This window comes from Streptomyces sp. NPDC127190 (genome assembly GCF_042672505.1).
Lineage (GTDB): Bacteria > Actinomycetota > Actinomycetes > Streptomycetales > Streptomycetaceae > Streptomyces.
Window position 1 is genome coordinate 127,710 of sequence record NZ_JBHXVE010000017.1, and the last position, 22,796, is coordinate 150,505.

A 22,796-nucleotide genomic window follows, 5' to 3' on the forward strand; every position below is an offset into this window, starting at 1 on the left:
TCGTTCAGGAGGCTCTGAATCTACCGGCAGGTAGGGGTGCTGTGAGCAGTGGATCAGGTGATTCGCGCCACGGCGCGCCGCCCTGTCGTGCAGGGTGATCACGAGCCCTGGAGATGCTCCTCACCGACTGTCACGGAACGGGACCCATGCCTGCGGAAGCCAGTACCACGCGGCCGGCGGCGCCGGCCCTGACCGAGCGGCAGGAAGCCCGCCGCCGCAGGATCCTGCACGCGAGCGCCCAGCTGGCCAGCCGGGGCGGCTTCGACGCCGTCCAGATGCGCGAGGTCGCCGAGTCCTCACAGGTGGCCCTCGGCACCCTGTACCGCTACTTCCCGTCCAAGGTGCATCTGCTGGTCGCCACCATGCAGGACCAGCTGGAGCGCATGCACGGCACCCTGCGCAAGAAGCCCCCGGCCGGCGACACCGCCGCCGAGCGGGTCGCGGAGACCCTGATGCGCGCCTTCCGCGCCCTCCAGCGCGAGCCGCAGCTGGCCGACGCGATGGTCCGCGCCCTGACCTTCGCCGACCGCAGCGTGTCGCCCGAGGTGGACCAGGTCTCCCGGCAGACGACGGCGATCATCCTCGACGCGATGGGGCTGGACCACCCCACCCCGGAGCAGCTCTCCGCCGTCCGCGTCATCGAGCACACCTGGCACTCGGCCCTGATCACGTGGCTCTCCGGGCGTGCGTCGATCGCCCAGGTGAAGATAGACATCGAAACGGTGTGCCGGCTGATCGACCTGACCTCGGACTGATCCGGGGCAGCGAAAGACCTACGAGACGGGTTCCCTTCGCCGGCATGGTCCGGATCAGGTGATGGGGGTCGCCGTCGGGCCCGACTGCTGCCCTCCGGCCTCTCAGCCCTACCGTCGCTGTCGGCCCGGGCGGATGCGTGTGCGTCTCGCCTGAGTCGGCTACCTCGGTCGGGCTCCCTCACTCGCCTCGTAGGCTGCTTCCAGGATAATCCCGACTCCGCCGGATGGAACCCCCCAATTACGACTATTTCCCCTCGGGGAACTCCATGGCACCGGGGCTACTCCTCGGGCGGGAAGACCGCTTCCCCGCTGCCCAGCAGGGTGATCAGGATGGCCTCCACCGGGCACTGCTCGGCCGCCGCCAGGACCGGCTCGCTCGCGTCGGCGTCCGGGGCCACCGGGTGGGACTGGCGGGCGGAGTCCAGGCGGAAGGCGTCGGGGGCGTGGTGCAGGCACTGGGCGGAGCCGATGCACACCGACCGGTCGACCTCGATGTGCCAGCGGTCGCCCATCGTCAGGCCCCCGCCGGGAGGTGGATCATCTTGTGCTCGAGGTAGGCGCCGTAGCCCTCGGGCCCGAACTCCCGCCCGAGGCCGGAGTTCTTGTAGCCGCCGAACGGGCCGAGCATGTCCAGGCTGAAGGTGTTGACGGAGTAGGTGCCGGTGCGGACCTGCCGCGCCACCTCGATGCCGCGCTCGACGTCCGCGGTCCAGACGCTGCCGGACAGGCCGTACTCGGAGTCGTCGGCGATCCGTACGGCCTCGGTCTCGTCGCCGTACGGCAGCAGGCAGATCACCGGGCCGAAGATCTCCTCGCGGGCGATCCGCATGGTGTTGTCGACGTCGCCGAAGAGGGTCGGCTCGACGTACCAGCCCTTCTCCAGGCCCGCCGGGCGGCCGCCGCCGGTGAGTATCTTGGCGCCCTCCTCCTGGCCGATGCGGATGTAGTCGAGGCTCCGCTGCTGCTGGCGCCGGGCGACCAGCGGGCCGACCTGGGTGGCCGGGTCGAGCGGGTCGCCGACCCGGAGCGCGCTCGCGGCCTGGGCGAAGGCGTCGGCGAACTCGGCGTAGCGGGCGCGCGGGACCAGGATCCGGGTCTGTGCCACGCACGCCTGGCCGTTGTTCATCCAGGCCGCCGGGACGATGCCGGACACGGCCGTCTCCAGGTCGGCGTCCGGGAGCACGATCGCCGCGGACTTGCCGCCCAGCTCCAGGGTGACCCGGGTGAGGTTGCGGGCGGCGACCTCCATCACCCGCCGGCCGGCCGGGACCGAGCCGGTGAAGGAGACCTTGTCGACGCCGGGGTGGCCGACCAGATACTCGCTGACCTCGCGGTCGGCGGGCAGCACGGAGAGGACGCCGTCGGGGAGACCGGCGTCCCGGGCGATGTCCGCCAGCAGATACGCGTCCAGCGGGGACTCCGGGGACGGCTTGAGTACGGCCGTGCAGCCGGCCAGCAGCGCGGGCGCGAGCTTGGCGGCGGCGACGAACTGCGGCACGTTCCAGGGGACGACCGCGGCGACCACCCCGACCGGTTCGCGCCGGACCAGGATCGGGCCGAGGACCCCGGCGCGCCGCTCCTCGTACGGGTACGCGCGCGCGACCCCGATCGCCGCGTCCCACACCATCATCGCGCCGAGCGCCTGGGCGAGGACGCTCCAGGAGTACGGGGAGCCGTTCTCGGCGGAGATCACCCGGGCGATCTCCTCGTGCCGGGCGGCGATGCCGTCCTTGATTCGGCTGACGACCTCGATCCGCTCCTCCAGGCCGGCGCGCGGCCACGGCCCGGCGTCGAAGGCCCGGCGCGCGACCGCCACGGCCCGGTCGACATCGGCCCGGGAGGCGTGCGGGACACGACCGATGACCTCCTCGGTGTGCGGGGAGATCACCTCGATGACGCCCTGCCCCAGGGGATCGGTCAACTCCCCGCCGATGAACAGCTGTCCGTGTTCCACGACCTCGGCCATACCCGACCGCCTCCCGCCGCACCGCAGGTTTCTGACGCTGTTTCAGAACTGATATCAGTTCTAGTTCAAGTAGTCCACGGAGAGGACGAGAATGCGCCTGACCAGGGGTTTCCCGGAGATCAGGGGCGGGCGCGGATCCCGTGGGCCATCAGGGGGCCGTCGGATCCTTGTGGGCCGTGCGGTACATCGCGTCGACGGCGTTCCCTCGTACGCGTCTCGCTGCTCGGCATGAGGTGGGTGTAGGTACGGAGCGTGAAGCGGGCGTCGGCGTGGCTGAGGTAGGCGCTGAGGGCCTTGATGCTCTCCCCGGAGTCGAGGAGCACCGAGGCGTAGAAGTGCCGGAGCGCGTGCATGCCGGCGAGCATGCGTCGCCCGAGTGGTTCGACTGGTTCAGTCCCGTCCGCCTGGCCGCGTTCAGGGGGAACACCCAGCTCCGCGCCGGTCATCTCCCGCAGGCCCGGACCACGCTCCTCGAAGTCCTGGACGCGCTCGGCCCGGCCGACGAGAAGCAGAGCACGGTCGTCCTCGGCGATCTCGCCGCAGTCGAAGCAGCCGCAGGCGACCCGGAAGCCGCGTGCGGGTACGCGCTCCGGGCACTGGATCAGCTGGAGCGGACCTGGTACGCGACGGGCATGGACCGCGTGCGGGAGGTGCGGCGCGCCCTGGCGCCGCACCAGCACGAGCGGTGCGTCCGCGACCTCGACGATCGCCTGTACGGATGGTCGACGACCGTCAGTGCCCTTGCTCGTTGAACTGCTTGATCAGCGGCGACAGTTCCAGGAGGCTCTCGACCCGGAAGGTCGGGAGCTTCTCCGCCTCTTCGCTCCGCCACTGAATCGTCGCCCACGGCCCGCGGTGCACCAGCGCGGTGTGCATGCCCGCAGCGGCGGCCGGCCTGATGTCGTTGTCGACGCGGTCACCGACATACAGCATCTCGTCCACCTCGGCCGGCACCACCTCGGCGACCCGGTCGAAGAACGCGCGGTCCGGCTTGCTGGCGCCCCAGTCGTCACTGGTACCGATCAGGTCGACGTCCGGGGTGAACAGCTCCCGGAGGATCCGGCCGGCGCGCACGGTCTGGTTCCCGGCGATGCCGAGCCACAGCCCGTCTGCGCGGAGCGCGGCGAGCGCGTCGCGGACGTCGGGGTAGAGATCCTCTTCACCGAAGTGCTCGGGCTTCCCGGCAGCGGCCCGCTTCTCCCGCTCCTCGTACAGGTCGAAGCCCGGCCGGAAGGCCTGAAACACCTCGCGGTAGTCGCGGCCCTGGGCGATGATGGCGCCGAACATCGCCGCGAAGGTGTGGCGGGGGACGCCGAGCCAGTCGGCCCAGGTGCCGTACTCGGTGGTCTCGTCTACGAGGCACTCGCCAACGTCGAAGATCACAGCGCGAATCATGCGCTCAGCCTACGGCGCCAAGGGCTCCGCCCTCAGGGCTGGGCCGTCCCTGGGCCGTCCGGGGGTGGTCGACGTCGGCAAGCGGCGGCGGACAGCGGAGACATCAGCACAGGTCAGCTCAACGCCGCGTCGGATCAGCCTAGTTGGGCATCCGCTGAAACCCGTTCTAGTTATAGTGGGCAATGGCCGTGGGGTGGGCGGGCGGAGGGACCCTGATGGGGAAGGTGTTCGAGCACGGCGGGGGTGTGTGGTCGGTTCGGGTGCCTATTCCGGACAATCCCCTTGGGTACACACTGGTGTACGTGGTGGACACCGACCGGGGGCCGGTGCTGGTCGACACCGGGTGGGACGATCCCGGCTCCTGGGACACGCTCACGGCGGGGCTGGAGGGCTGTGGTACGTCGGTGCGGGAGGTGTACGGGGTCGTCATCACGCATCACCACCCGGACCACCACGGGCTGTCGGCGCGGGTGCGCGAGGTCTCCGGTGCGTGGCTGGCGCTGCACGCGGCGGACGCGGCGATCGTGCGGCGGACGCGGGAGACCCGGCCCGAGCGCTGGTTCGCGTACATGGCCGCCAAGCTGACCGCCGCCGGGGCGCCCGCGGAGCATGTGGCTCCGCTGCACCGGCCGCGTCGGGGCGCGCTGCCCGCTCTCGCCCCCGCCCTGCCGGACCGGGAGATCGTCCCCGGCGAGCTGCTCGATCTGCCCGGCCGCCGGCTGCGCGCGATCTGGACCCCGGGGCACACCCCCGGCCATGTCTGCCTGCACCTGGAGGAGGAGCACCCGGCAGGACTGGCCGGGTACGGGCGGCTGTTCAGCGGTGACCATGTGCTCCCGGGGATCAGCCCGCACATCGGCCTGTACGAGGATCCCGACGACGCGACCGTGACCGATCCCCTCGGCGACTACCTCGACTCCCTGGAGCGCGTCGGCCGCCTCGCCCCCGCCGAGGTGCTCCCCGCGCACCAGCACGCCTTCACCGACGCGGCCGGGCGGGTACGGGAGCTGCTGCGCCACCACGAGGAGCGGCTGGCCGGTCTGCTCGCCCTGCTCGCCGAGCCGCTCACGCCCTGGCAGCTGGCCGAGCGCATGGAGTGGAACCGGCCCTGGGCCGAGATCCCGTACTCCTCCCGGAACATCGCGGTGTCGGAGGCCGAGGCCCATGTGCGGCGGCTGGTGAAGCAGGGGCGGGCGGAGCCGGTCGCGGGGAGCGCGCCGGTGGCGTACGTGGCCGTGTGATCCGGTCGCGGGCAGCGGGCCGGTGGCGTACACGGCCGTGTGAGCCGGTCGCGGGCAGCGGGCCGGTGGCGTACACGGCCGTGTGAGCCGGTCGCGGGCAGCGCGCCGGTGGCGTACACGGCCGTGTGATCCGGTCGCGGGCAGCGGGCCGGTGGCGTACACGGCCGTGTGAGCCGGTCGCGGGCAGCGCGCCGGTGGCGTACACGGCCGTGTGAGCCGGTCGCGGGCAGCGCGCCGGTGGCGTACACGGCCGTGTAATCCGGTCGCGGGCAGCGCGCCGGTGGCGTACACGGCCGTGTAATCCGGTCGCCCACGCAGGGCCGGCGCTGCTAGACAGTCGCCATGGACACGATCGAGCAGCTCCTCGCCCGGCACGCCTGCGAGCGCGTCATCCTGGACTTCGTCCACCGCCTCGACCTCGGCGAACCGGCCACCGTGGCCGAGCTGTTCACCGAGGACGGTGTGTGGGAGTGGCCCGCGCCGGGGGACGGCCGGCGCAGCGAGGGCCGGGCGGCGCTGCGCGCCTACTTCGGCTCCCGGCCCGCCGACCGGCTCTCGCGCCGCTTCATGTCCAATGTCCTCGTCACCCTGACCGGCCCGGACACCGCCACCGCGGTCTCGTACTTCGCCACCTACCGCGTCGACGGCTACCACGGCGAGATGATCCCCGCGGGGCCGCCCGTGCAGATCGGCCACTACGAGGACACCTTCCGCCGCGTCGACGGAGAGTGGCTGCTGGCACACCGGGCGCTCCACCTCCCCTTCGGCGGCGCCACGCCGAAGGCCGGCTGAGCAGGCAGCCGGGTCACGCGGGTGAGGGGAGGCCTTCGGCGGCTGCCGCCTGGCGGCGGAACCTGTCGATCGCCGGGCCGTGCAGCCGCAGCGCCTGGGCGATGCACTCCAGTTCGCTGTCCGGGATGTCGGCGGCATCCGTGGGTGCTTCGGCGAGGCTGTCGGGAACCGGGGCGGGGGCCCGGTCGAGCGGCGCGGCCAGGATCTCCACCGCGGTCAGGACGTCCACCGCGCCGGCGATGCCCCGCGCGGTGCGGACCGGATAGCCCACCTCCGTCGCCGCCCGGCGCACCCGTTCGCGGCGGGCGCAGCTGAGGTGCGGGGCGAGCTTGAGCAGGCCGTCGTTGATGGTGGCCCGGCGCAGTTCCAGGCGGAGGGCGGCGCCGCTGACCCGGCCGGTGGCGGGGGCGGCCGGTGCCGCGACGGTCAGCATGGTCTGCCAGAGCGGCTTCAGGCGCCGGTGCGTGCGCACCAGCCGTCTCCGCTCCTCGACCACCGGACCCGCCTGGCCCGCGATGAAGCCCACCCCGACCAGGCCCGCCTCGGCGATGGCGAACGGCGGGGCGACATACGTGGACAGCCAGTCCCAGTCCCGGCCGCTCCAGCGGGCCCCGATCGCGGCGAGCTTGGAGGCGTCGAAGATGAGCCCGAGGGCGTAGGCGGTCTGGAGGAATATCACGCCCCGACGCAGCCAGGTGTCCTCGACCTCCTGGAACCAGGCCCACAGCATCCCCGCGGCGACCAGCGCGGACACCAGGTGCGCCACGAGGTACAGCACCCCGAACTCGCGCATCCACGGCGTGTTGGCGTAGTAGGTGTCGAGGTCGCGGAGCCGCTCCACATGGTGGTCGCCGAGCAGGAACGTCGTCCACAGTCCGGCGACGATGGCGCCGTACGCGATCCAGACCAGGCGGGTGCGCCGGCGCCGTACGGCGGACGGCGGTTCGCGCCAGGTGATGATGAGCCACAGACAGGCGCCGCAGTAGGCGGTCAGCAGCGAGTACACCCACAGCCCGGCGAAGTTGGGGACGCCGCTGATCCGGTTGATGCGGTGCAGATTGGCGGGCGGCAGCGAGGCGAACACGATCGCGCCGATGCCGAGCAGCACCGCGGTGGCCCGCAGGATCGGGTCCTGCCAGGCCCGGCGCAGCAGCGGCAGCTTGATCACGAAGGCCACGGCGAACAGCGCGGACGGCACGGCGTACGCGGCGAAGGTGCCGGCGATGTCCCAGTCCATCACGGCCCGCCGATGTTGCCGAGCGAGGAGGACAGCCGGTCGGTGAGGGTGTCCTGGGTCAGCCGGCCGGCCGCCGCGCCCGGCCCGACCACCTTGGAGAACTTCGCCGCGAGCCGCAGCCCGCACTCCTCGGCCTCCCACTCGGCCGCGGCGGACCGGCCCGCGGGCGCCCGGGTGGCCATGGCGACGACCTCGTCCCAGGGGATGTCCTCCTCGGCCCGGGACAGCAGCCGGCGCGCGGCGGCGGGCAGCCCGTCCGGGTAGTGGACATCGAGGGTGCCGTAGTGGATGTGGCCGATCTCGTGCCCGGCGATGACGAACTTGTGCGGGTCCGGGGCGCGGTCCTCGACGACCACGATGTACCGCTCCTCGGTGGCGAGGGTGACCCCGGACACGTCCAGGTCGGACGGGAAGGCGACGAACTTCAGCCCGACCGGGCGGTCCAGCTGCGGGCTGAGCGTGGCGCACAGCGCGTGCAGGAACGCCTTGGCGGTGGTGGGCGGGGTGAGCGTGCGGGCGGTGTCGCGCACCAGCCGGTCGAGGAAGCGCTTGGGGGACCTGTCGGGCTTGGGCTTGCCGAGGTGTCGGGCCAAAGGGGCTCTCCAGGACGTCGGTTCAGGCACTCCCGGCGTCCCCCGCCCGGCCGGCCGACGCCCCCGCGGCGGTCGCCCGCGGGGCGGTCGCGCGCCCGGCCGGCGCGCCCGCGGCGGTCGCTCCCGCGGTCGCTCCCGCCGTCGCTCCCGTGGCGGCGCGCTCGGGGGCCCGCTCGGAGGAGATGATCATCTCGGCCAGATCGGCGAGGGTGGCGAGCTGGCGGGCGTTCATCTGCGGGGCCCGCGCGGCGAGCCGGACCAGTCCGCTCTCGCGCAGCCGCAGCAGCGGGTCCGCCTCGGCCTCCAGGCTCTGCACCACCGGCTGCAACGCCTCGTGCAGCGCCTCGGGTTCGTCGGCGGTGAAGTAGCCGGCGGGCAGGCCGAAGAAGCGGCGCAGCCGGTCGGTGTGCTCCAGGCTCGGCATGCCGCTCTTGCGCCACTCGCTCAGCCACTGCCGGCTGGTCCCGGCGATCCGGGCCAGCTCGTCCAGTGAGTACCGCTTGCCGTCCGGCCGGCGCCGGGTCTCGCGTATAAAGTCCAGCCGCTGGCGCACCCGCTCGGCCAGCCCCGTCTCCGGTGCCCGGCCGCCGGAGAGGAGCTCCACGACGGTGGCGACGGGAATGCCGGTGCGATGGGACAGGTCGGCCACGTCGAGGACCTCCGGCAGCCGCCCCGGCGGCCGTCCGGTCAACTCGCCGAGCCGGTGCAGGGCTTCGGCCAGCTCGGCATAGGCGTCACTCACCGGAATCCCCCCTGGGCCTGTCGTGGTGTCGTGCTCGGTGACTGGCCCGACGAGGTTACCGGGTCGTCGGTTCCCCGGCCAGATGTGACAAGAGCCCCTGCGGAATTAGGCAGCAATCGTTGACAGTTCGGGGTGCGATGGGTGAGGATCACGGCACAGAGAGCAAGATCCGACAGACCCGTCCCGGGTGCCGCCTATGGGGGAGCGGCATCCGGGGCGCCCTGTTCGCCTCGCACGAGAAGCCTGACCCCCTTCTCCACGCGACTGCCATGGACTCCCTTACGCCTGGCCGTCGTGCACACGTTTGGTGAACCTCTCTCTGCATGAAGGTGAGGCGTCGATGACGCAGCCCGTCCTTCTGCTCGGGGCCGGCCGGGCCGCGTACGGCGAGTTCCCGCTGGCCCGGATCGCCGCCGGCCGCCCGGTGGTGCTGGTCGCGCCCGCGCCGCCCGCCTGGGCGCGGCCGTACCTGGCCGGCCATGTCGCCGCCGATCCGGGCCGGGAGGCGGAGACGGCCGAGGCGGTCCTGCGGTACACGGCCCGGCACCGGGTCGGCGGCGTCCTGACCTGGTCCGGGCGGTACGTCCGCAGCACCGCGCGGATCGCCGCCTGGCTCGGACTGCCGGGCCTGCCGTACACGACGGCCGCGACCTGCGCCGATCCCTCGGCGGTACGGACCCTGCTCGCCCGGCACCGGGTGGTACCGGCAGCCGTGGAGGACGCGGAGGACGCAGAAGGGCCGCTGGTGTCCGCCGTGGCCGTGGTCCTCGACGACGAGGTCCGCATCACCGCACTCGTCCGTACGACCCCGGCGCCGCCGCCCGCCGAGGGCGCGCTGCGGCACTCGGTGCACGCCCATGACCCGCTGCTGCACAACCGGTTCCTCCGCCAGACCGTCGAACGCGCCGCCCGCGCCCTCCGGCTGGCCCACACCGTCGCCCATGTCGGCCTGCGGCTGACCTCCCGCGGTCCGCGGGTCACCGGGGTCACCCCCTGTCTGCCGGGGGACCTGGTACCGCTGCTGGTGGAGGAGGCCACCGGGGTCGACCTCGCGGGCGCCGCGGCGACGCTGGCCACCGGCGGCCTCCCGGACGTGTCGCCGACCCGCCAGCGGGCCGCCGCCGTCCAGTTCGCCCGCCCCGCCCCGCCCGCCGGCCGGCCCGCGCACTGGGTGGTCACGGGCGAGGACACCACGGAGTGCGAGCGCGCCCTCGACCACCTGACCCGCTCCCACCCGCGACCGGCCCTGTCCGACGCACCGTGGGAGCCGCGCGCGGCCTGAGCCGGTACGGGGCACGGCCCCCTCGGCGCGCGGCCCGACCCGGTACGGGGCACGGCCGCCCCTCGGCGCGCGGCCCGACCCGGTACAGGGCACGGCCCCCTCGGCGCGCGGCCCGACCCGGTACGGGCACGGCCGCCCCTCGGCGCGCGGAGAGCTGCCGGTACAGTGGCTGGGTCGTCATCACGCCCGTACGGGAGGAAGCCGGTGCAATTCCGGCGCTGACCCGCAACCGTCAGCCACCCTTGTTCTTCCGGGTGGTGAGCCGGAGCACCCGTGCGGGACGTTGACCGGCTCACGTGCGTGGCGGCCCGCCGCGCACGGCACCGTCGAGGTCTACGGAGCCGAGCCGCCCGGGGCCTTCCCGCGCGCTGCCCGGCTCCCCGCAGGAGAGGCAGTCGCCGATCATGAACGTCCGCCGCAGCGCAGCGGCCCTGGCCGCCATAGGCGTGCTGGCCGCCGCCGCACCCGCCACGGCAGCCGGCCGGCCCCCGGCCTCTTCTCCCTCCCCCAAAGCCGCGATCCCCTCCGGCCTGTACGGCACCACCGACCCGACCTACGACGGGGTGTGGCGCCAGTCGCTCACCCTGATCGCCCAGCGCACCCTCGGCTACCGGCCCGCCCCCGCGGCCGTGGACTGGCTCGCCGGACAGCAGTGCGCCAACGGCGCGTTCGCCGCCTTCCGCGCCGACCCGGCGCGGGCCTGCGACAGCAAGGTCACCGTCGACACCAACAGCACGGCCGCCGCCGTACAGGCCCTCCAGGCGGTCGGCGGGCACGGCGGCGCGGTCGAGAAGGCGGTGCACTGGCTGAAGTCCGTGCAGAACAAGGACGGAAGCTGGGGCCTCTACCCCGGCGGCACCGGCGACGCCAACTCCACCTCCGTCGTCATCGGCGCGCTGTCCGCGAACGGCACCGACCCCGCGGACGTCCGCACCTCCGGCAAGTCCCCCTACGACGCCCTGGCCGCCTGGTCCGTCCCGTGCGACCAGGACGGCGGCGGCGCCCTCGCTTACCAGCCGGACAAGAAGGGCAAACTGGTCGCCAACGCCGACGCGACGGCCGCCGGCGTGCTGGGCGCGCTCGGCAAGGGCTTCGTCGCGCAGGCCGGCAAGCCCCCGGCGCACGACACGTGCACCAAGGGCGGCCACCCCACGCCCGCCCAGATCGCGGACAACGGCGGCGCCTATCTGGCCTCGGCCCTCGCCAAGACCGGCCACCTCATGTCCACGCTGCCCGGCGCCACGGACCAGCCGGACTTCGGCAACACGGCGGACGCGGTCGTCGCGCTCGCCGCGGACGGCCGGGTCGAGCAGGCGAAGAAGGCGTACGGCTGGCTGGAGAAGCACGCCTCCCCCTGGGCGGCGCAGAGCGGCCCGGCCGCGTACGCCGAGCTGATCCTCGCCGCGCACGCGGTCGGCGCACAGCCGGGCGACTTCGGCGGCACCAGCCTGGTGCACTCCCTCAACACCCTCGGCCCAGCTCCCCACATGTCCGCCGAGCAGCAGGAGAAGAAGAAGTCCGACGACAACTCGACGTTCGGCGTCTGGTGGTTCGTCGGCGTCTGCCTCGTCGCGGGCATCGGGGTCGGCTTCCTGCTCAGCGGCCGGAAGAAGCGGCAGCCGTGAGCGTCGTCCGCCGTACCGCGCCCGCGCTGCTCGCCGCGCTCGCCCTGCTGCTCGGGGCGACGGGCGAGGCGCGGGCAACCGGCTACCGCTACTGGTCCTTCTGGGAACGCACCGACGGCACCTGGACCTACGCCACCCAGGGCCCCTCGACCGCCCGCCCCGACGACGGCGCCGTCCTGGGCTTCCGCTTCGCGGTGAGCGCGGACTCCGCCGACGCGAGCAGGCCACGCGGTACGGCGGACTTCCACACCGTCTGCGCCGCCGTACCGGCGCGGCCGGGCACCAAGCGGGTGGCCCTGGTCCTCGACTTCGGCACCCCGGCGGACGCGCCCTCCGGCGAGACGCCGCCGGCCCGCCGCACGGCCTGCGCGCGGGTGTCCGGCGACGCCTCGGCCGCGGAAGCGCTGGCGAGTGTGGCCAAGCCGCTGCGGTACGACACCAACGCCTTGTTGTGCGCGATCGACGGGTACCCGCGCAAGGGCTGCGGGGAGGCGGTGTCCACGGACCACAGCAGCGGCGGCGCGAAGAGCAGCCCCGCGGGCGGGGGCGGCCCTTCGCTGGGGCTGCCGATCGGCGCGGGCGCCGTGGCCCTGCTGGCGGCCGCGGCGGCCTGGCAGGCGAAGCGGCGGCGAAATGCCTCCGGCTGAGCGGGAGCCGTCGCCGGCCGAGCGGGGATCGGGGGCGGCTGACCGGGGATTTTCGCCGGCCGGCCGTGGATCGGGGGCGGCTGACCGGGGACTGTCACCGGCCGACCGTGCACCGTGGGTGGCCAAGCAGGAGCCGTCGCCGGCCGGGCGTGGGCTGTCGCCGGCTGACGGTGGATCGGAGTTGGCCGACCGGGGACCGTCACCGGCCGACCGTGCACCGTGCTCGGCCGAGCAGGAGCAGTCACCGGCTGACCGTGGCTCACGGGCGGCCGAGCAGGAGCCATCGCCCGCTGACCGTGCCCCGCGGTCGGCCGAGCAGGAGCCGTCGCCGGCCGGCGTCGTCCCGGCGGCATCGGCGACGCACGAGACACCGCCCCATGCCCCGGCGACCCCGGCGCCCCCTGAGACACCGCGCCACCCCACGGCAGCCCCGCATCAGGCGCCGCAGGCCGCCGCACCGGCGGCGCGTCAGGCCCGGATCCACGCGACGGCGCCCGCGCCCCGGGAGCCGCGCCACGCCACGGCAGTCGCACGCCCGGTGCCGCCCCACGCCACGGCAGTCGCACGCCCGGTGCCGCCCCACGCCACCGCCTCACGCCCCCGGCGCCGGGGCGGGGCCGCCGTGCATCCCGGTGCCTGGTGGCTCTGGGCGATAGCGCTCGGGACCGCCGCCACCCGCACCACCAATCCCCTCCTCCTCGCCCTTCTCATCACCGTCTCCGCCTATGTGGTGGCGACCCACCGCAGCGCCGCCCCGACAGCCCGCTCCTACACCGCCTTCGCCAAACTCGCCCTCGCCGTGCTCCTCGTCCGCCTCTTCTTCGCCACCGCGCTCGGCTCCCCCATCCCCGGCACCCACACCCTCCTCACCCTCCCCGAGGTGCCGCTCCCCCACTGGGCCCAGGGCATCCGCCTGGGCGGCGAGGTCACCGCCGAAGCGCTCCTCTTCGCCGCCTACGACGGTCTGAAACTGGCCACCCTCCTCATCTGCGTCGGCGCCGCGAACGCCCTCGCGAGCCCGGGCCGCCTGCTCAAGTCCCTGCCGGGCGCGCTGTACGAGACCGGCGTGGCCGTCGTCGTGGCCCTCACCTTCGCCCCGCACCTGGTCGCGGACGTACAGCGCCTGCGCGCGGCCCGCCGGCTGCGCGGCCGCCCGGACCGGGGCGTCCGCGGACTGCTCCAGGTCGGACTGCCGGTCCTGGAGGGCGCGCTGGAGCGTTCCGTCGCGCTGGCCGCCGCTATGGAGGCGCGCGGTTACGGCCGTACCGCCGAGGTCCCGGCCCGGGTCCGCCGTACGACGACCGCGCTCACCCTCGGCGGCCTGCTCGGCGTCTGCGCGGGGACGTACGGCTTGCTCACCGCGGAGGGCGGCAGCTATGGGCTGCCGGTCCTGCTGGCCGGGGTCGCCGCCGCGCTCGCCGGGCTGCGGCTCGGCGGCCGCCGCTCGCTGCGGACCCGGTACCGGCCGGACCCCTGGGACCTGCGCGCCTGGCTGGTCTCCGGCTCGGGTGCCGCCGTCGCCGCGCTGCTCACGCTCGCCGCCGCACGCGACCCGGAGGACCTGCACCCCGGTGTCGTCCCCCTCGTCGCCCCCGCCCTCCCCCTCTGGCCGGCCGCGGCCGTGCTGCTCGCCCTGCTTCCCGCCTTCATCGTCCCCCAGGCCCCCGAGGAGCCGTCTTGATCCGCTTCGAGGACGTCGGCGTGACCTACGACGGCGCGACCGGACCCGCCCTCCACGGCGTCGACTTCGAGGTGCCGGAGGGTGAACTGGCGTTGCTCGTCGGGCCGTCCGGGGTCGGCAAGTCGACCGTGCTGGGCGCGGTCAGCGGGCTGGTCCCGCACTTCACCGGCGGCACGCTGCGCGGCCGGGTCACGGTGGCCGGCCGGGACACCCGTACCCACAAGCCGCGGGAACTCGCCGATGTCGTCGGTACGGTCGGACAGGACCCGTCGGCGCACTTCGTGACGGACGTCGTGGAGGACGAACTCGCCTACGGCATGGAGTCGTTGGGCCTCTCCCCGGCCGTCATGCGGCGCCGCGTCGAGGAGACCCTCGACCTGCTGGGCCTCGCCGCCCTGCGCGACCGCCCCCTCGCAAGCCTCTCCGGCGGTCAGCGGCAGCGGGTCGCGATCGGCTCGGTCCTCACCCCGCACCCCCGGGTGCTGGTCCTGGACGAGCCGACCTCGGCACTGGATCCGGCCGCGGCGGAGGAGGTGCTGGCCGTGCTCCAGCGCCTGGTCCACGACCTGGGTACGACGGTCCTGATGGCCGAGCACCGCCTGGAACGCGTCATCCAGTACGCCGACCGCGTCGTCCTGCTCCCCGGCCCCGGCGAAGCGCCCTTCATCGGCACCCCGGCCGAGGCGATGGCCGTCTCCCCCGTCTTCCCGCCCGTGGTGGCCCTGGGCCAGCTCGCGGGCTGGTCCCCCCTCCCCCTCACCGTGCGAGACGCCCGCCGCCAAGCCACCAGCCTGCGAGAACGCCTGTCGGTCGCACATGGAGCTCCGGGCAGTCGGGCCGCCGGGCAAGCGACACCCCACCCGGCCAGCACAATCGCCGCACGCCCCTCCCTCTTCCGCCGCCGCTCCAGCCGTACCGCGGACACCCCGTCCACCAACCTCGCCGACATCCACAACCTCTCCCTCCGCCGCGACAACAACCTCCTCACCCTCAACAAGATCAACCTCACCCTCACCCCCGGCGAGACCCTCGCCCTCATGGGCCGCAACGGCGCCGGAAAGTCGACGCTCCTGAACACCCTGGTCGGCCTGCTCGCACCGACCTCCGGGACCGTGCAGGTCGGCGGAGTCACCCCCCACCGCACCTCGCCCCGCGACCTCGTCCGCCGCGTCGGCCTCGTCCCGCAGGACCCCCGCGACCTCCTCTACGCCGACACGGTCGCCGACGAGTGCGCGGCGGCCGACGTGGACGCGGGCGCCCCGCCCGGCACCTGCCGCGCCCTGGTCTCCGAGCTGCTGCCGGGCATCACGGACGACATCCACCCCCGCGACCTCTCCGAGGGCCAGCGGCTGGCGCTCGCCCTGGCCGTCGTCCTGGCCGCCCGCCCGCCGCTGCTGCTCCTCGACGAGCCGACCCGCGGCCTGGACTACGCGGCCAAGGCCCGGCTGGTGACCGTACTGCGCGGGCTCGCGGCCGAGGGGCATGCGATCGTGCTGGCCACGCACGATGTGGAGCTGGCGGCGGAGATCGCCGACCGGGTGGTGCTGCTGGCGGAGGGCGAGGTGATCGCCGACGGTCCGACCGCGGAGATCGTCGTCTCCTCCCCCTCCTTCGCCCCGCAGGTGACCAAGATCCTGGCCCCGCAGCGGTGGCTGACGGTGTCCGAGGTCCGGCAGGCGCTGTCATGACCGCCGCCCGGGCCTCCCGGCTGCACGCCGTCCGTCTCGGCCCCCGCTCCCTGGCCGCTCTGGCGCTGGTCAGCGCGGTCGGTGTGGTCGCCTTCGGCTGGCCCTTCCTGGCCCCGCCCGACTCCCGGCTGAGCGCCCACGCCCAGGACGCGCCCTGGCTCTTCGCGGGCCTGCTGGTGCTGCTGGTCGCGGTCGTGGCGGCGACGATCGCCGAGTCGGACCTCGGGCCGAAGGCGGTGGCCATGCTGGGTGTGCTGGCGGCGACGGGGGCGGCGCTGCGGCCGATCGGCGCGGGTACGGCGGGAATCGAGCCGATGTTCTTCCTGATGGTGCTGAGCGGCCGGGTGCTCGGTCCCGGGTTCGGCTTCACCCTGGGTTCGGTGACGATGTTCGCGTCGGCGCTGCTGACCGGCGGGGTGGGGCCGTGGCTGCCGTTCCAGATGCTGGCGATGGGCTGGTTCACGATGGGCGCGGGTCTGCTGCCGGGCCCGGTGGCGCTGCGCGGCCGGGCGGAAGCGGTGCTGCTCGCCTGTTACGGCTTTCTCGCGGCCTTCGCCTACGGCACGGTGATGAACCTGGCCGGCTGGCCCTTCCTCGGCGCGGCCGCCTCGGGCATCTCCTTCGACCCGTACGCCTCCGTCCCGGCGAACCTGGCCCGTTTCGTCGCCTACTGCACGGCCACCTCCCTCGGCTGGGACCTGGGCCGGGCGCTGTGCACGGTGCTGCTGACCCTCACCCTGGGTCCGGCGGTGCTGCGGGCGCTGCGCCGGGCCACCCGGCGGGCCGCGTTCGAGACCGCGGTCACATTCGAGGGTCCCGGGCGGTGACCGCTGGGTGACGGGTTCCGTGCGGGCCGTGAGCGAGACGGTGAAGCACCCCACATGACGCAGGTCACCTACGACCCGGGGCCGTAGTCCTAAATGTCCGATACATCCTTTCGGGCACCCCTTCTGACCTGCACTTTGAGACCCACGCCACAGCACCGATATTTCCGCTCGATCCGGCCACAACTAGTAAAAGGGGTCATTGCGGACGGCTCTCCGGGCTGCTTGTCTTGAGGACGTCGCCAGGCGCCACGAGCCCCCACGGGCCGCGGCGCCGACGCATGCCGGACACACCACGTGGTCCATCCCGTGCAGGCGATCCCCTGTCCCCGACGCAAGAGGTTCTCCGTGTCCGTCGCTTTCATCCGCCGCATCGCTTCCCCGAAGAAGGCCCTCACCGCCGCCGCCCTGGCCGCCGCCACCGCCGGCATGGCGCTGAGCGCGGCGCCCGCCCAGGCCGCCACCACCTCGGCCTCCTCCGCCCAGGCGATCGCGCACAAGATGATTCCGGACGCCGCGCAGTTCAACGCGTTCAGCAAGATCGTGGAGCACGAGAGCGGCTGGAACCCCTCCGCCACCAACTCCTCCTCCGGCGCCTACGGCCTGGTCCAGGCCCTGCCGGGCTCGAAGATGGCCTCCGCCGGTGCCGACTGGAAGACCAACCCGGCCACCCAGATCAAGTGGGGCCTGGACTACATGAACTCCCGCTACGGCAGCCCGGTCAAGGCCTGGTCCTTCTGGCAGGCCAACGGCTGGTACTGAGCCGTTCCCCGCGCGTCGACCGCGCTGATGTGAGCTACCGCACCCCCGCCCTTCCCGGGCGGGGGTGCGCGTGTATGCGCGCCCGTTCCCCGTCCCGCGCCGCCACCCGTGGTGGAGTGGAGCGGTGACGAGGACGCCCGCCCCGCAGGAACCGCCGAAGGCCCCGGACCGGGAGGCGCGCGGAGTGCGCCTGGTGGCCGTGCTGCTGGCACTGACCGTGGTGAGCGGGCTGATCGACGCGGTCAGCTATCTGGGGCTGGGCCGGGTCTTCACCGCCAACATGACCGGCAACGTCGTCGTCCTGGGCTTCGCGGCCGCCGGGGCGCCGGGCTTCTCGGTGCCCCACACGGCCGCGTCGCTCGGCTGCTTCCTGACCGGCGCGGTGACGGGCGGCCGGGTGGCGGCCCGCTTCGCCGCGGTGTCGCGCAGACGGTGGGCCCGGCTGGCGCTGGCGGCGGAGGCCGTGCTGGTGGGCGGGTCGGCGGCGGTGGCCTTCGTCTGGCCGGGCACCGTCGGCACGACGTACGCGCTCATCGCGCTGACCGCCCTGGCGATGGGCCTGCGCAACGCCACCGTCCGCAAACTGGGCGTCGCCGACCTGACCACCACGGTCCTGACCATGACCCTGACCGGCCTCGCCGCCGAGTCCCCGCTCGGCGACGCCACCGGCCACCGCACCCGGCGCCGTACCGCCTCCGCGGTCGCCATGTTCGCCGGCGCCTGCCTGGGCGGCTGGCTGGTCCTGCACCACGGCCTTGCGCTCCCCCTGCTGATCGCGGCCGTCACCGCCGCGGTCCTGGCGGCGCTGGCCTCCGGCCGGGAGTGAGGGACGGGCCGGGTCAGACCCGCACCCTCAGCTCCTTCACCCCGTTGATCCAGGACGAGCGCAGCCGCCGGGGGGCCTCGGTCAGGGTCAGGGTGGGCATCGCGTCGGCGATGGCGTTGAAGATCAGGTCGATCTCCAGGACGGCCAGCGACTTGCCCAGGCAGTAGTGCGGGCCGCCCCCGCCGAAGCCGAGGTGGGGGTTGGGGTCGCGGGTGATGTCGAAGGCGTCGGGGTCGGTGAAGACCTCGGGGTCGTGGTTGGCGGAGGCGTAGAAGAGGCCGACCCGGTCGCCCCGGGCGATCCGGACCCCGCCCAGCTCGGTGTCCTGGGTGGCGGTCCGCTGGAAGGCGTGGACCGGGGTCGCCCAGCGCACGATCTCCTCGGCGGTGGTCGACGGGCGCTCGCGGCGGAACAGCTCCCACTGGTCGGGGTGGGTGAGGAAGGCGTGCATGCCGTGCGTGATGGCGTTGCGGGTGGTCTCGTTGCCCGCCACCGCCAGCATCAGCACGAAGAAGCCGAACTCGTCGGCGTTCAGGTTGCCCTCGTCCTCGGCCGCGACGAGCGTGCTGACGATGTCCCGCGCCGGGCACTGTTTGCGCTGTGCGGCCATGGCCATCGCGTAGGCGATGATCTCGGCGGCCGACTGCGCGCCGACCTCCTCGGTGATGGCGTACTCGGGGTCGTCGTAGGCGATCATCCTGTTCGACCACTCGAAGATCCGGGACCGGTCCTGCTGGGGCACCCCGATCAGCTCGGCGATGGCCTGGAGCGGCAGTTCGCAGGCGACCTCGGTGACGAAGTCGAAGGGGCCGGTGCGGGCGCGGGCCGCCGCGACGATCGCCTCCGCGCGGGCGCGCAGCCGCCCCTCCAGGGCCCGGATGGAGCGTGGCGTGAAGCCGCGCTGCACGATCTGGCGCACGCGCGTATGTTCCGGGGGATCCATGTTGAGCAGGATGAGCCGCTGGGCGTCGATCGTCTCGCGCCGGATGTGCGCGTCGAACCGGATGACCGCGGTGTTGAGGGAGGAGGAGAAGAGTTCCGGGTGGGTGGAGACGTACTTGACGTCCGCGTGCCGGGTGACGGCCCAGTAGCCCGCGTCCGCGAAGCCGGCGACCCTGCCGGCCTGCGGGATCCAGCGGACCGGTTCGCTGCGGCGCAGCTCGGCGAACTCGGGCAGGGGCACGCGGTGGTGCAGCAGATCGGGGTCGGTGAAGTCGAACCCGTCGGGCAGCGCTGGACAGGGCATCGGCGGCTCCAGCCATCTGACGGTCCATCAGCGAGTGGGGCGAACGTAGTAACGGGTTCTACAACTGACAAGGGGTACGGCCTCCCCAATCCGCCGGCCGCGCACCCGTAATCCGCTGCAAGACTCTTGCGGTGATGCACGTCACGTCAGCAGACTGCACAACAGAACTAGAACGCGTACTAGTTCGGAGGAGAGCCCTCTCGGAGAGGACCCGCACCCATGGCCGCCGAACCCGTGATCGTCGAAGCCGTACGGACCCCGATCGGCAAGCGCGGCGGCGCGCTCGCCAATCTGCACCCCGCCTACCTCCTGGGCGAGACCTACCGGGAACTCCTCGGCCGCACCGGCATCCCCGCCGACGCGGTCGAACAGATCGTCGGCGGCACGGTCACCCACGCCGGCGAGCAGTCCATGAACCCCGCGCGCACCGCCTGGCTGGCCATGGGCCTGCCCTACGAGACGGCCGCGACGACGGTCGACTGCCAGTGCGGCTCCTCCCAGCAGGCCTCGCACCTGGTCGCCAACATGGTCGCGACCGGGGTGATCGACGTCGGGATCAGCTGTGGCGTGGAGGCCATGTCCCGGGTACCGCTGGGCTCGGGGTCGAAGCACGGCCCCGGCAAGCCGTTCCCGGACGAGTGGAACGTGGACCTGCCCAACCAGTTCGAGGCGGCCGAGCGCATCGCCCGCCGCCGGGGGCTGACCCGCGAGGACGCGGACGCGCTGGGCCTGCGCTCGCAGGAGCGGGCCGCCGTCGCCTGGTCCGAGGAGCGCTTCAAGCGGGAGACCTTCGCCGTGCAGGTGCCCACCACCGAGGAGGAGCAGCACGCCGGGCAGGGCATGTGGCGGCTGGTCGACAAGGACGAGGGGCTGCGCGACACCTCCCTGGCGGCGCTGGCGGGCCTGAAGCCGGTGATGCCGACGGCGATCCACACGGCCGGGAACTCCTCCCAGATCTCGGACGGCGCGGCCGCGATCATGTGGGCGTCGAAGCGGATGGCGCGGGCGCTGAAACTGCGGCCCCGGGCCCGGATCGTGGCCCAGGCCCTGGTCGGCGCGGACCCCCACTTCCATCTGGACGGGCCGGTGGACGCGACCCGTGCGGTGCTGGGCAAGGCGGGCATGTCCCTGAAGGACATCGACCTTGTCGAGATCAACGAGGCCTTCGCGTCCGTGGTCCTCAGCTGGGCCAGGGTCTTCGAGCAGGACCTGGACAAGGTCAACGTCAACGGCGGCGCGATCGCCCTGGGACACCCGGTCGGCGCGACGGGCGCCCGGCTGATCACCACCGCCCTGCACGAACTGGAGCGCGCCGACAAGGAGTTCGCCCTCATCACCATGTGCGCGGGCGGCGCGCTGGCGACCGGGACGATCATCCAGCGGCTGTAGCCTCACCACCGCCGAAGCGGCGGCGCACGTCGGCAGCTCAGCGCCCCACCCGGTGCAGGACGCCGTGCGGGCCGACCCAGGCCTCCAGGCCGGTGAGGCGTTCGCCGCTGGGGGCGGTCAGGGCGCGGGCCGTCTGACGGGCGGCGAGGAGGGCCACCACGGCCCACAGGGCGAGCCGGGCGGCGCGCAGTCCGGCACCCGGTGCGCTGCCGAAGGCGTCCCCGGGCCGCCTGCCGCGCTGCACATTCGCGTTCGCCACGTCTCGCCGGCCTCCCACCCCGTTCGTCCGCGGCGCCCTGTACGCCGAGGGGTTCCGTCGCGCACCCCATGAGGCGCGCGAGCCCCGGGAGGGAGACCCGGGATACGCCCGTTTCGCTTGACGTCCCTCCTTCTTTTGTCCGGAAAGACCATCATCCGTCCGGCCTCCGAACGCCCACGGGACGCGAGAAGGATCACAGTGAGCCCTCGGACCGGGGCGGAGCGAGCGGCCGGAAACGCCTGGGTGCGGCGCATTAAATTGCACCATGCACTTATTTGCATACGCCACGTAAGGGCCCCGAGTCGCCCTATGGTCGATTCAGTGTTCTTCGGTCCCGGGCGTCACCGCCGCCGCCCCCGGACCGCGTCCCTGTCCCCGTCGAAAGGCAGGCGAGCCCCGTTTTGGCCAGCGCCACAGCCGTCATCCCGCAGACCCGGCCGGTCGTACCGGCCCGCGACCGCAACCGCGACCTCACCGTCACCGACCCCGCGCTCGTCCGGCGTGCCGTGAAGGCGGCCGCGCTCGGCAACGCGATGGAGTGGTTCGACTTCGGTGTCTACAGCTACATCGCGGTCACCCTGGGCAAGGTCTTCTTCCCGTCCGGCAACCCGACCACGCAGCTGCTGTCGACCTTCGGCGCCTTCGCGGCGGCCTTCCTGGTCCGCCCGCTCGGCGGCATGGTCTTCGGCCCGCTGGGCGACCGCGTGGGCCGGCAGAAGGTGCTCGCGGTCACGATGATCATGATGGCGGCGGGCACGTTCGCGATCGGCCTGATCCCGTCGTACGGGGCGATCGGCGTGGGCGCGCCGCTGCTCCTGCTGGCCGCCCGGCTGGTGCAGGGCTTCTCCACCGGCGGTGAGTACGCGGGCGCCTCCACCTTCATCGCCGAGTACGCCCCCGACAAGCGGCGCGGCTTCTTCGGCAGCTGGCTGGAGTTCGGCACGCTGGCCGGGTACATCGGCGGCGCGGGCCTGGTCACCCTGATGACGGCCCTGCTGTCCACGGACCAGCTGCTGGCCTGGGGCTGGCGGATCCCGTTCCTGATCGCGGGTCCGATGGGTCTGATCGGCCTCTATCTGCGGATGCGGCTGGAGGAGACCCCGGCGTTCGCGGCCGAGGTGGAGAAGGCGGAGGCGGCCCGGCCGAAGGTGCCGCTGCGCGAGATGGTGGCGGGTCAGTGGAAGGCGCTGCTGCTGTGCATGGGCCTGGTGCTGGTCTTCAACGTCACCGACTACATGCTGCTGTCGTACATGCCGAGCTATCTGACGAGCGAGCTGAAGTACGACGAGACGCACGGGCTGCTGGTCGTGCTGGGCGTGATGGCGCTGATGATGATCGTCCAGCCGTTCGCGGGGGCGCTCACCGACCGGGTGGGCCGCCGCCCGGTGATCGCGGCCGGCTGTGCGGGCTTCCTGTTCCTGTCGGTTCCGGCCCTGCTGCTGATCCGCCAGGGCAGCCTGCTCGCCGTCGCGCTGGGCATGGGCGCGCTGGGCCTGCTCCTGGTCTGCTTCACGGCGGCCATGCCGGCCGCGCTGCCCGCCCTCTTCCCGACCCGGGTGCGCTACGGCTCGCTGTCCATCGGCTTCAACGTGTCCGTGTCGCTGTTCGGCGGGACGACTCCGCTGGTGGTGACCGCGCTGATCGGCGCGACGGGCAACATGATGATGCCCGCGTACTACATGATGGCCGCGGCCGTGGTCGGCGGTTTCGCGGTCTGGCGGATGGCGGAGTCGGCGGGCCGCCCGCTCCCGGGTTCCGCGCCCTCCGTCGAAGCGTCGTAAACCGGCAGGCGCCGGGGGTGTTCCGTGAAGACCCCCGGCCCCGGAACCGTCCGCGCGCACGTACC

Annotated in this window: 22 protein-coding genes, 1 pseudogene and 1 riboswitch; of the genes and pseudogenes, 14 read left to right on the forward strand and 9 right to left on the reverse strand. The window is 73.4% G+C overall.

The features are described 5' to 3' along the window. The first annotated feature begins 146 nt into the window (after positions 1–146). Entirely contained in the window at positions 147–755 is a 609-nt protein-coding gene (locus tag ACFVIU_RS25140) for a TetR family transcriptional regulator (protein ID WP_385845200.1), read from the forward strand. Positions 756–1,033: 278 nt separating this feature from the next. On the opposite strand, the gene ACFVIU_RS25145 is transcribed toward ACFVIU_RS25140, so the two are convergent. From ACFVIU_RS25145 to ACFVIU_RS25155, 3 genes are all read right to left on the reverse strand, one after another. Continuing rightward, positions 1,034–1,267 (reverse strand): ferredoxin, encoded by a 234-nt coding sequence (locus tag ACFVIU_RS25145; RefSeq protein WP_385845201.1) that lies wholly within the window; start codon positions 1,265–1,267, stop codon positions 1,034–1,036. Between the two features lie 2 nt (positions 1,268–1,269). After that, positions 1,270–2,721, reverse strand: a complete 1,452-nt coding sequence (locus tag ACFVIU_RS25150) for an aldehyde dehydrogenase (protein WP_385845202.1) — start codon at positions 2,719–2,721, stop codon at positions 1,270–1,272. A gap of 119 nt (positions 2,722–2,840) precedes the next feature. Then, a complete protein-coding gene (locus tag ACFVIU_RS25155; protein ID WP_385845203.1) occupies positions 2,841–3,074 on the reverse strand; it encodes an integrase in 234 nt (77 codons plus the stop codon). 6 nt (positions 3,075–3,080) lie between these two features. On the opposite strand from ACFVIU_RS25155, the pseudogene ACFVIU_RS25160 reads away from it, so the two are divergent. Continuing rightward, a pseudogene (locus ACFVIU_RS25160) lies at positions 3,081–3,473 on the forward strand (transcriptional regulator); the annotation flags it as partial. Here the strand turns inward: ACFVIU_RS25160 and ACFVIU_RS25165 are convergent. Then, positions 3,454–4,116, reverse strand: a complete 663-nt coding sequence (locus tag ACFVIU_RS25165) for an HAD family hydrolase (protein WP_385845204.1) — start codon at positions 4,114–4,116, stop codon at positions 3,454–3,456. The pseudogene ACFVIU_RS25160 and the gene ACFVIU_RS25165 sit on opposite strands and share 20 nt — an antisense overlap. Before the next feature lie 215 nt (positions 4,117–4,331). Between ACFVIU_RS25165 and ACFVIU_RS25170 the strand changes: the two genes are divergently transcribed. Then, positions 4,332–5,357, forward strand: a complete 1,026-nt coding sequence (locus ACFVIU_RS25170) for an MBL fold metallo-hydrolase (RefSeq protein WP_385845205.1) — start codon at positions 4,332–4,334, stop codon at positions 5,355–5,357. Between the two features lie 342 nt (positions 5,358–5,699). Beyond that, on the forward strand, positions 5,700–6,149 hold the full coding sequence (locus ACFVIU_RS25175; RefSeq protein ID WP_385845206.1) for a nuclear transport factor 2 family protein: 450 nt from the start codon (positions 5,700–5,702) through the stop codon (positions 6,147–6,149). 13 nt (positions 6,150–6,162) lie between these two features. Here ACFVIU_RS25175 and ACFVIU_RS25180 read toward each other — a convergent pair whose 3' ends face one another. Genes ACFVIU_RS25180 through ACFVIU_RS25190 form a run of 3 tightly spaced genes read right to left on the reverse strand, consistent with a single transcriptional unit; the run spans position 6,163 to position 8,721 of the window. Continuing rightward, the gene (locus ACFVIU_RS25180) at positions 6,163–7,386 is read right to left on the reverse strand and encodes an MAB_1171c family putative transporter (RefSeq protein ID WP_385845291.1); all 1,224 of its coding nucleotides are present in this window, start codon (positions 7,384–7,386) and stop codon (positions 6,163–6,165) included. Next, positions 7,386–7,979, reverse strand: coding sequence for a hypothetical protein (locus ACFVIU_RS25185; RefSeq protein WP_385845207.1), 594 nt, complete (start codon positions 7,977–7,979; stop codon positions 7,386–7,388). The genes ACFVIU_RS25180 and ACFVIU_RS25185 overlap by 1 nt, the downstream gene beginning before the upstream one ends. A gap of 22 nt (positions 7,980–8,001) precedes the next feature. Next, positions 8,002–8,721 (reverse strand): helix-turn-helix domain-containing protein, encoded by a 720-nt coding sequence (locus ACFVIU_RS25190; RefSeq protein WP_385845208.1) that lies wholly within the window; start codon positions 8,719–8,721, stop codon positions 8,002–8,004. A 340-nt stretch (positions 8,722–9,061) separates the two neighbouring features. Between ACFVIU_RS25190 and ACFVIU_RS25195 the strand changes: the two genes are divergently transcribed. From ACFVIU_RS25195 to ACFVIU_RS25230, 8 genes are all read left to right on the forward strand, one after another. Then, positions 9,062–10,003, forward strand: coding sequence for a hypothetical protein (locus ACFVIU_RS25195; protein WP_385845209.1), 942 nt, complete (start codon positions 9,062–9,064; stop codon positions 10,001–10,003). A 160-nt stretch (positions 10,004–10,163) separates the two neighbouring features. Next, positions 10,164–10,297: riboswitch (cobalamin riboswitch) on the forward strand. A gap of 110 nt (positions 10,298–10,407) precedes the next feature. After that, on the forward strand, positions 10,408–11,628 hold the full coding sequence (locus ACFVIU_RS25200; protein WP_385845210.1) for a prenyltransferase/squalene oxidase repeat-containing protein: 1,221 nt from the start codon (positions 10,408–10,410) through the stop codon (positions 11,626–11,628). Further along, the gene (locus tag ACFVIU_RS25205) at positions 11,625–12,275 is read left to right on the forward strand and encodes an SCO2322 family protein (RefSeq protein ID WP_385845211.1); all 651 of its coding nucleotides are present in this window, start codon (positions 11,625–11,627) and stop codon (positions 12,273–12,275) included. The genes ACFVIU_RS25200 and ACFVIU_RS25205 overlap by 4 nt, the downstream gene beginning before the upstream one ends. Before the next feature lie 622 nt (positions 12,276–12,897). Then, a complete protein-coding gene (locus tag ACFVIU_RS25210; RefSeq protein ID WP_385845212.1) occupies positions 12,898–13,956 on the forward strand; it encodes an energy-coupling factor transporter transmembrane component T in 1,059 nt (352 codons plus the stop codon). Next, positions 13,953–15,644 carry an ABC transporter ATP-binding protein gene (locus ACFVIU_RS25215; protein WP_385845213.1) on the forward strand — a complete coding sequence of 564 codons (1,692 nt, stop codon included), beginning with the start codon at positions 13,953–13,955 and terminating at the stop codon, positions 15,642–15,644. Before ACFVIU_RS25210 ends, ACFVIU_RS25215 begins: the two co-directional genes overlap by 4 nt. Further along, positions 15,641–16,471 (forward strand): ECF transporter S component, encoded by an 831-nt coding sequence (locus tag ACFVIU_RS25220; protein ID WP_385845214.1) that lies wholly within the window; start codon positions 15,641–15,643, stop codon positions 16,469–16,471. Before ACFVIU_RS25215 ends, ACFVIU_RS25220 begins: the two co-directional genes overlap by 4 nt. A 345-nt stretch (positions 16,472–16,816) precedes the next feature. Continuing rightward, the gene (locus ACFVIU_RS25225; protein WP_385845215.1) at positions 16,817–17,230 is read left to right on the forward strand and encodes a transglycosylase SLT domain-containing protein; all 414 of its coding nucleotides are present in this window, start codon (positions 16,817–16,819) and stop codon (positions 17,228–17,230) included. A gap of 124 nt (positions 17,231–17,354) precedes the next feature. Continuing rightward, entirely contained in the window at positions 17,355–18,056 is a 702-nt protein-coding gene (locus tag ACFVIU_RS25230) for a YoaK family protein (protein WP_385845216.1), read from the forward strand. Between the two features lie 13 nt (positions 18,057–18,069). Here the strand turns inward: ACFVIU_RS25230 and ACFVIU_RS25235 are convergent, their stop codons facing one another. Then, positions 18,070–19,302: a cytochrome P450 gene (locus ACFVIU_RS25235; RefSeq protein WP_385845217.1), complete on the reverse strand. Its 1,233-nt coding sequence runs from the start codon at positions 19,300–19,302 to the stop codon at positions 18,070–18,072. A gap of 219 nt (positions 19,303–19,521) precedes the next feature. Between ACFVIU_RS25235 and ACFVIU_RS25240 the strand changes: the two genes are divergently transcribed. After that, positions 19,522–20,691 (forward strand): steroid 3-ketoacyl-CoA thiolase, encoded by a 1,170-nt coding sequence (locus ACFVIU_RS25240; RefSeq protein ID WP_385845218.1) that lies wholly within the window; start codon positions 19,522–19,524, stop codon positions 20,689–20,691. A gap of 37 nt (positions 20,692–20,728) precedes the next feature. Here ACFVIU_RS25240 and ACFVIU_RS25245 read toward each other — a convergent pair whose 3' ends face one another. Beyond that, positions 20,729–20,950, reverse strand: a complete 222-nt coding sequence (locus tag ACFVIU_RS25245; protein WP_385845219.1) for a hypothetical protein — start codon at positions 20,948–20,950, stop codon at positions 20,729–20,731. A gap of 401 nt (positions 20,951–21,351) precedes the next feature. On the opposite strand from ACFVIU_RS25245, the gene proP reads away from it, so the two are divergent. Continuing rightward, entirely contained in the window at positions 21,352–22,731 is a 1,380-nt protein-coding gene (proP, locus tag ACFVIU_RS25250) for a glycine betaine/L-proline transporter ProP (protein WP_385845220.1), read from the forward strand. Positions 22,732–22,796: the final 65 nt, after the last annotated feature.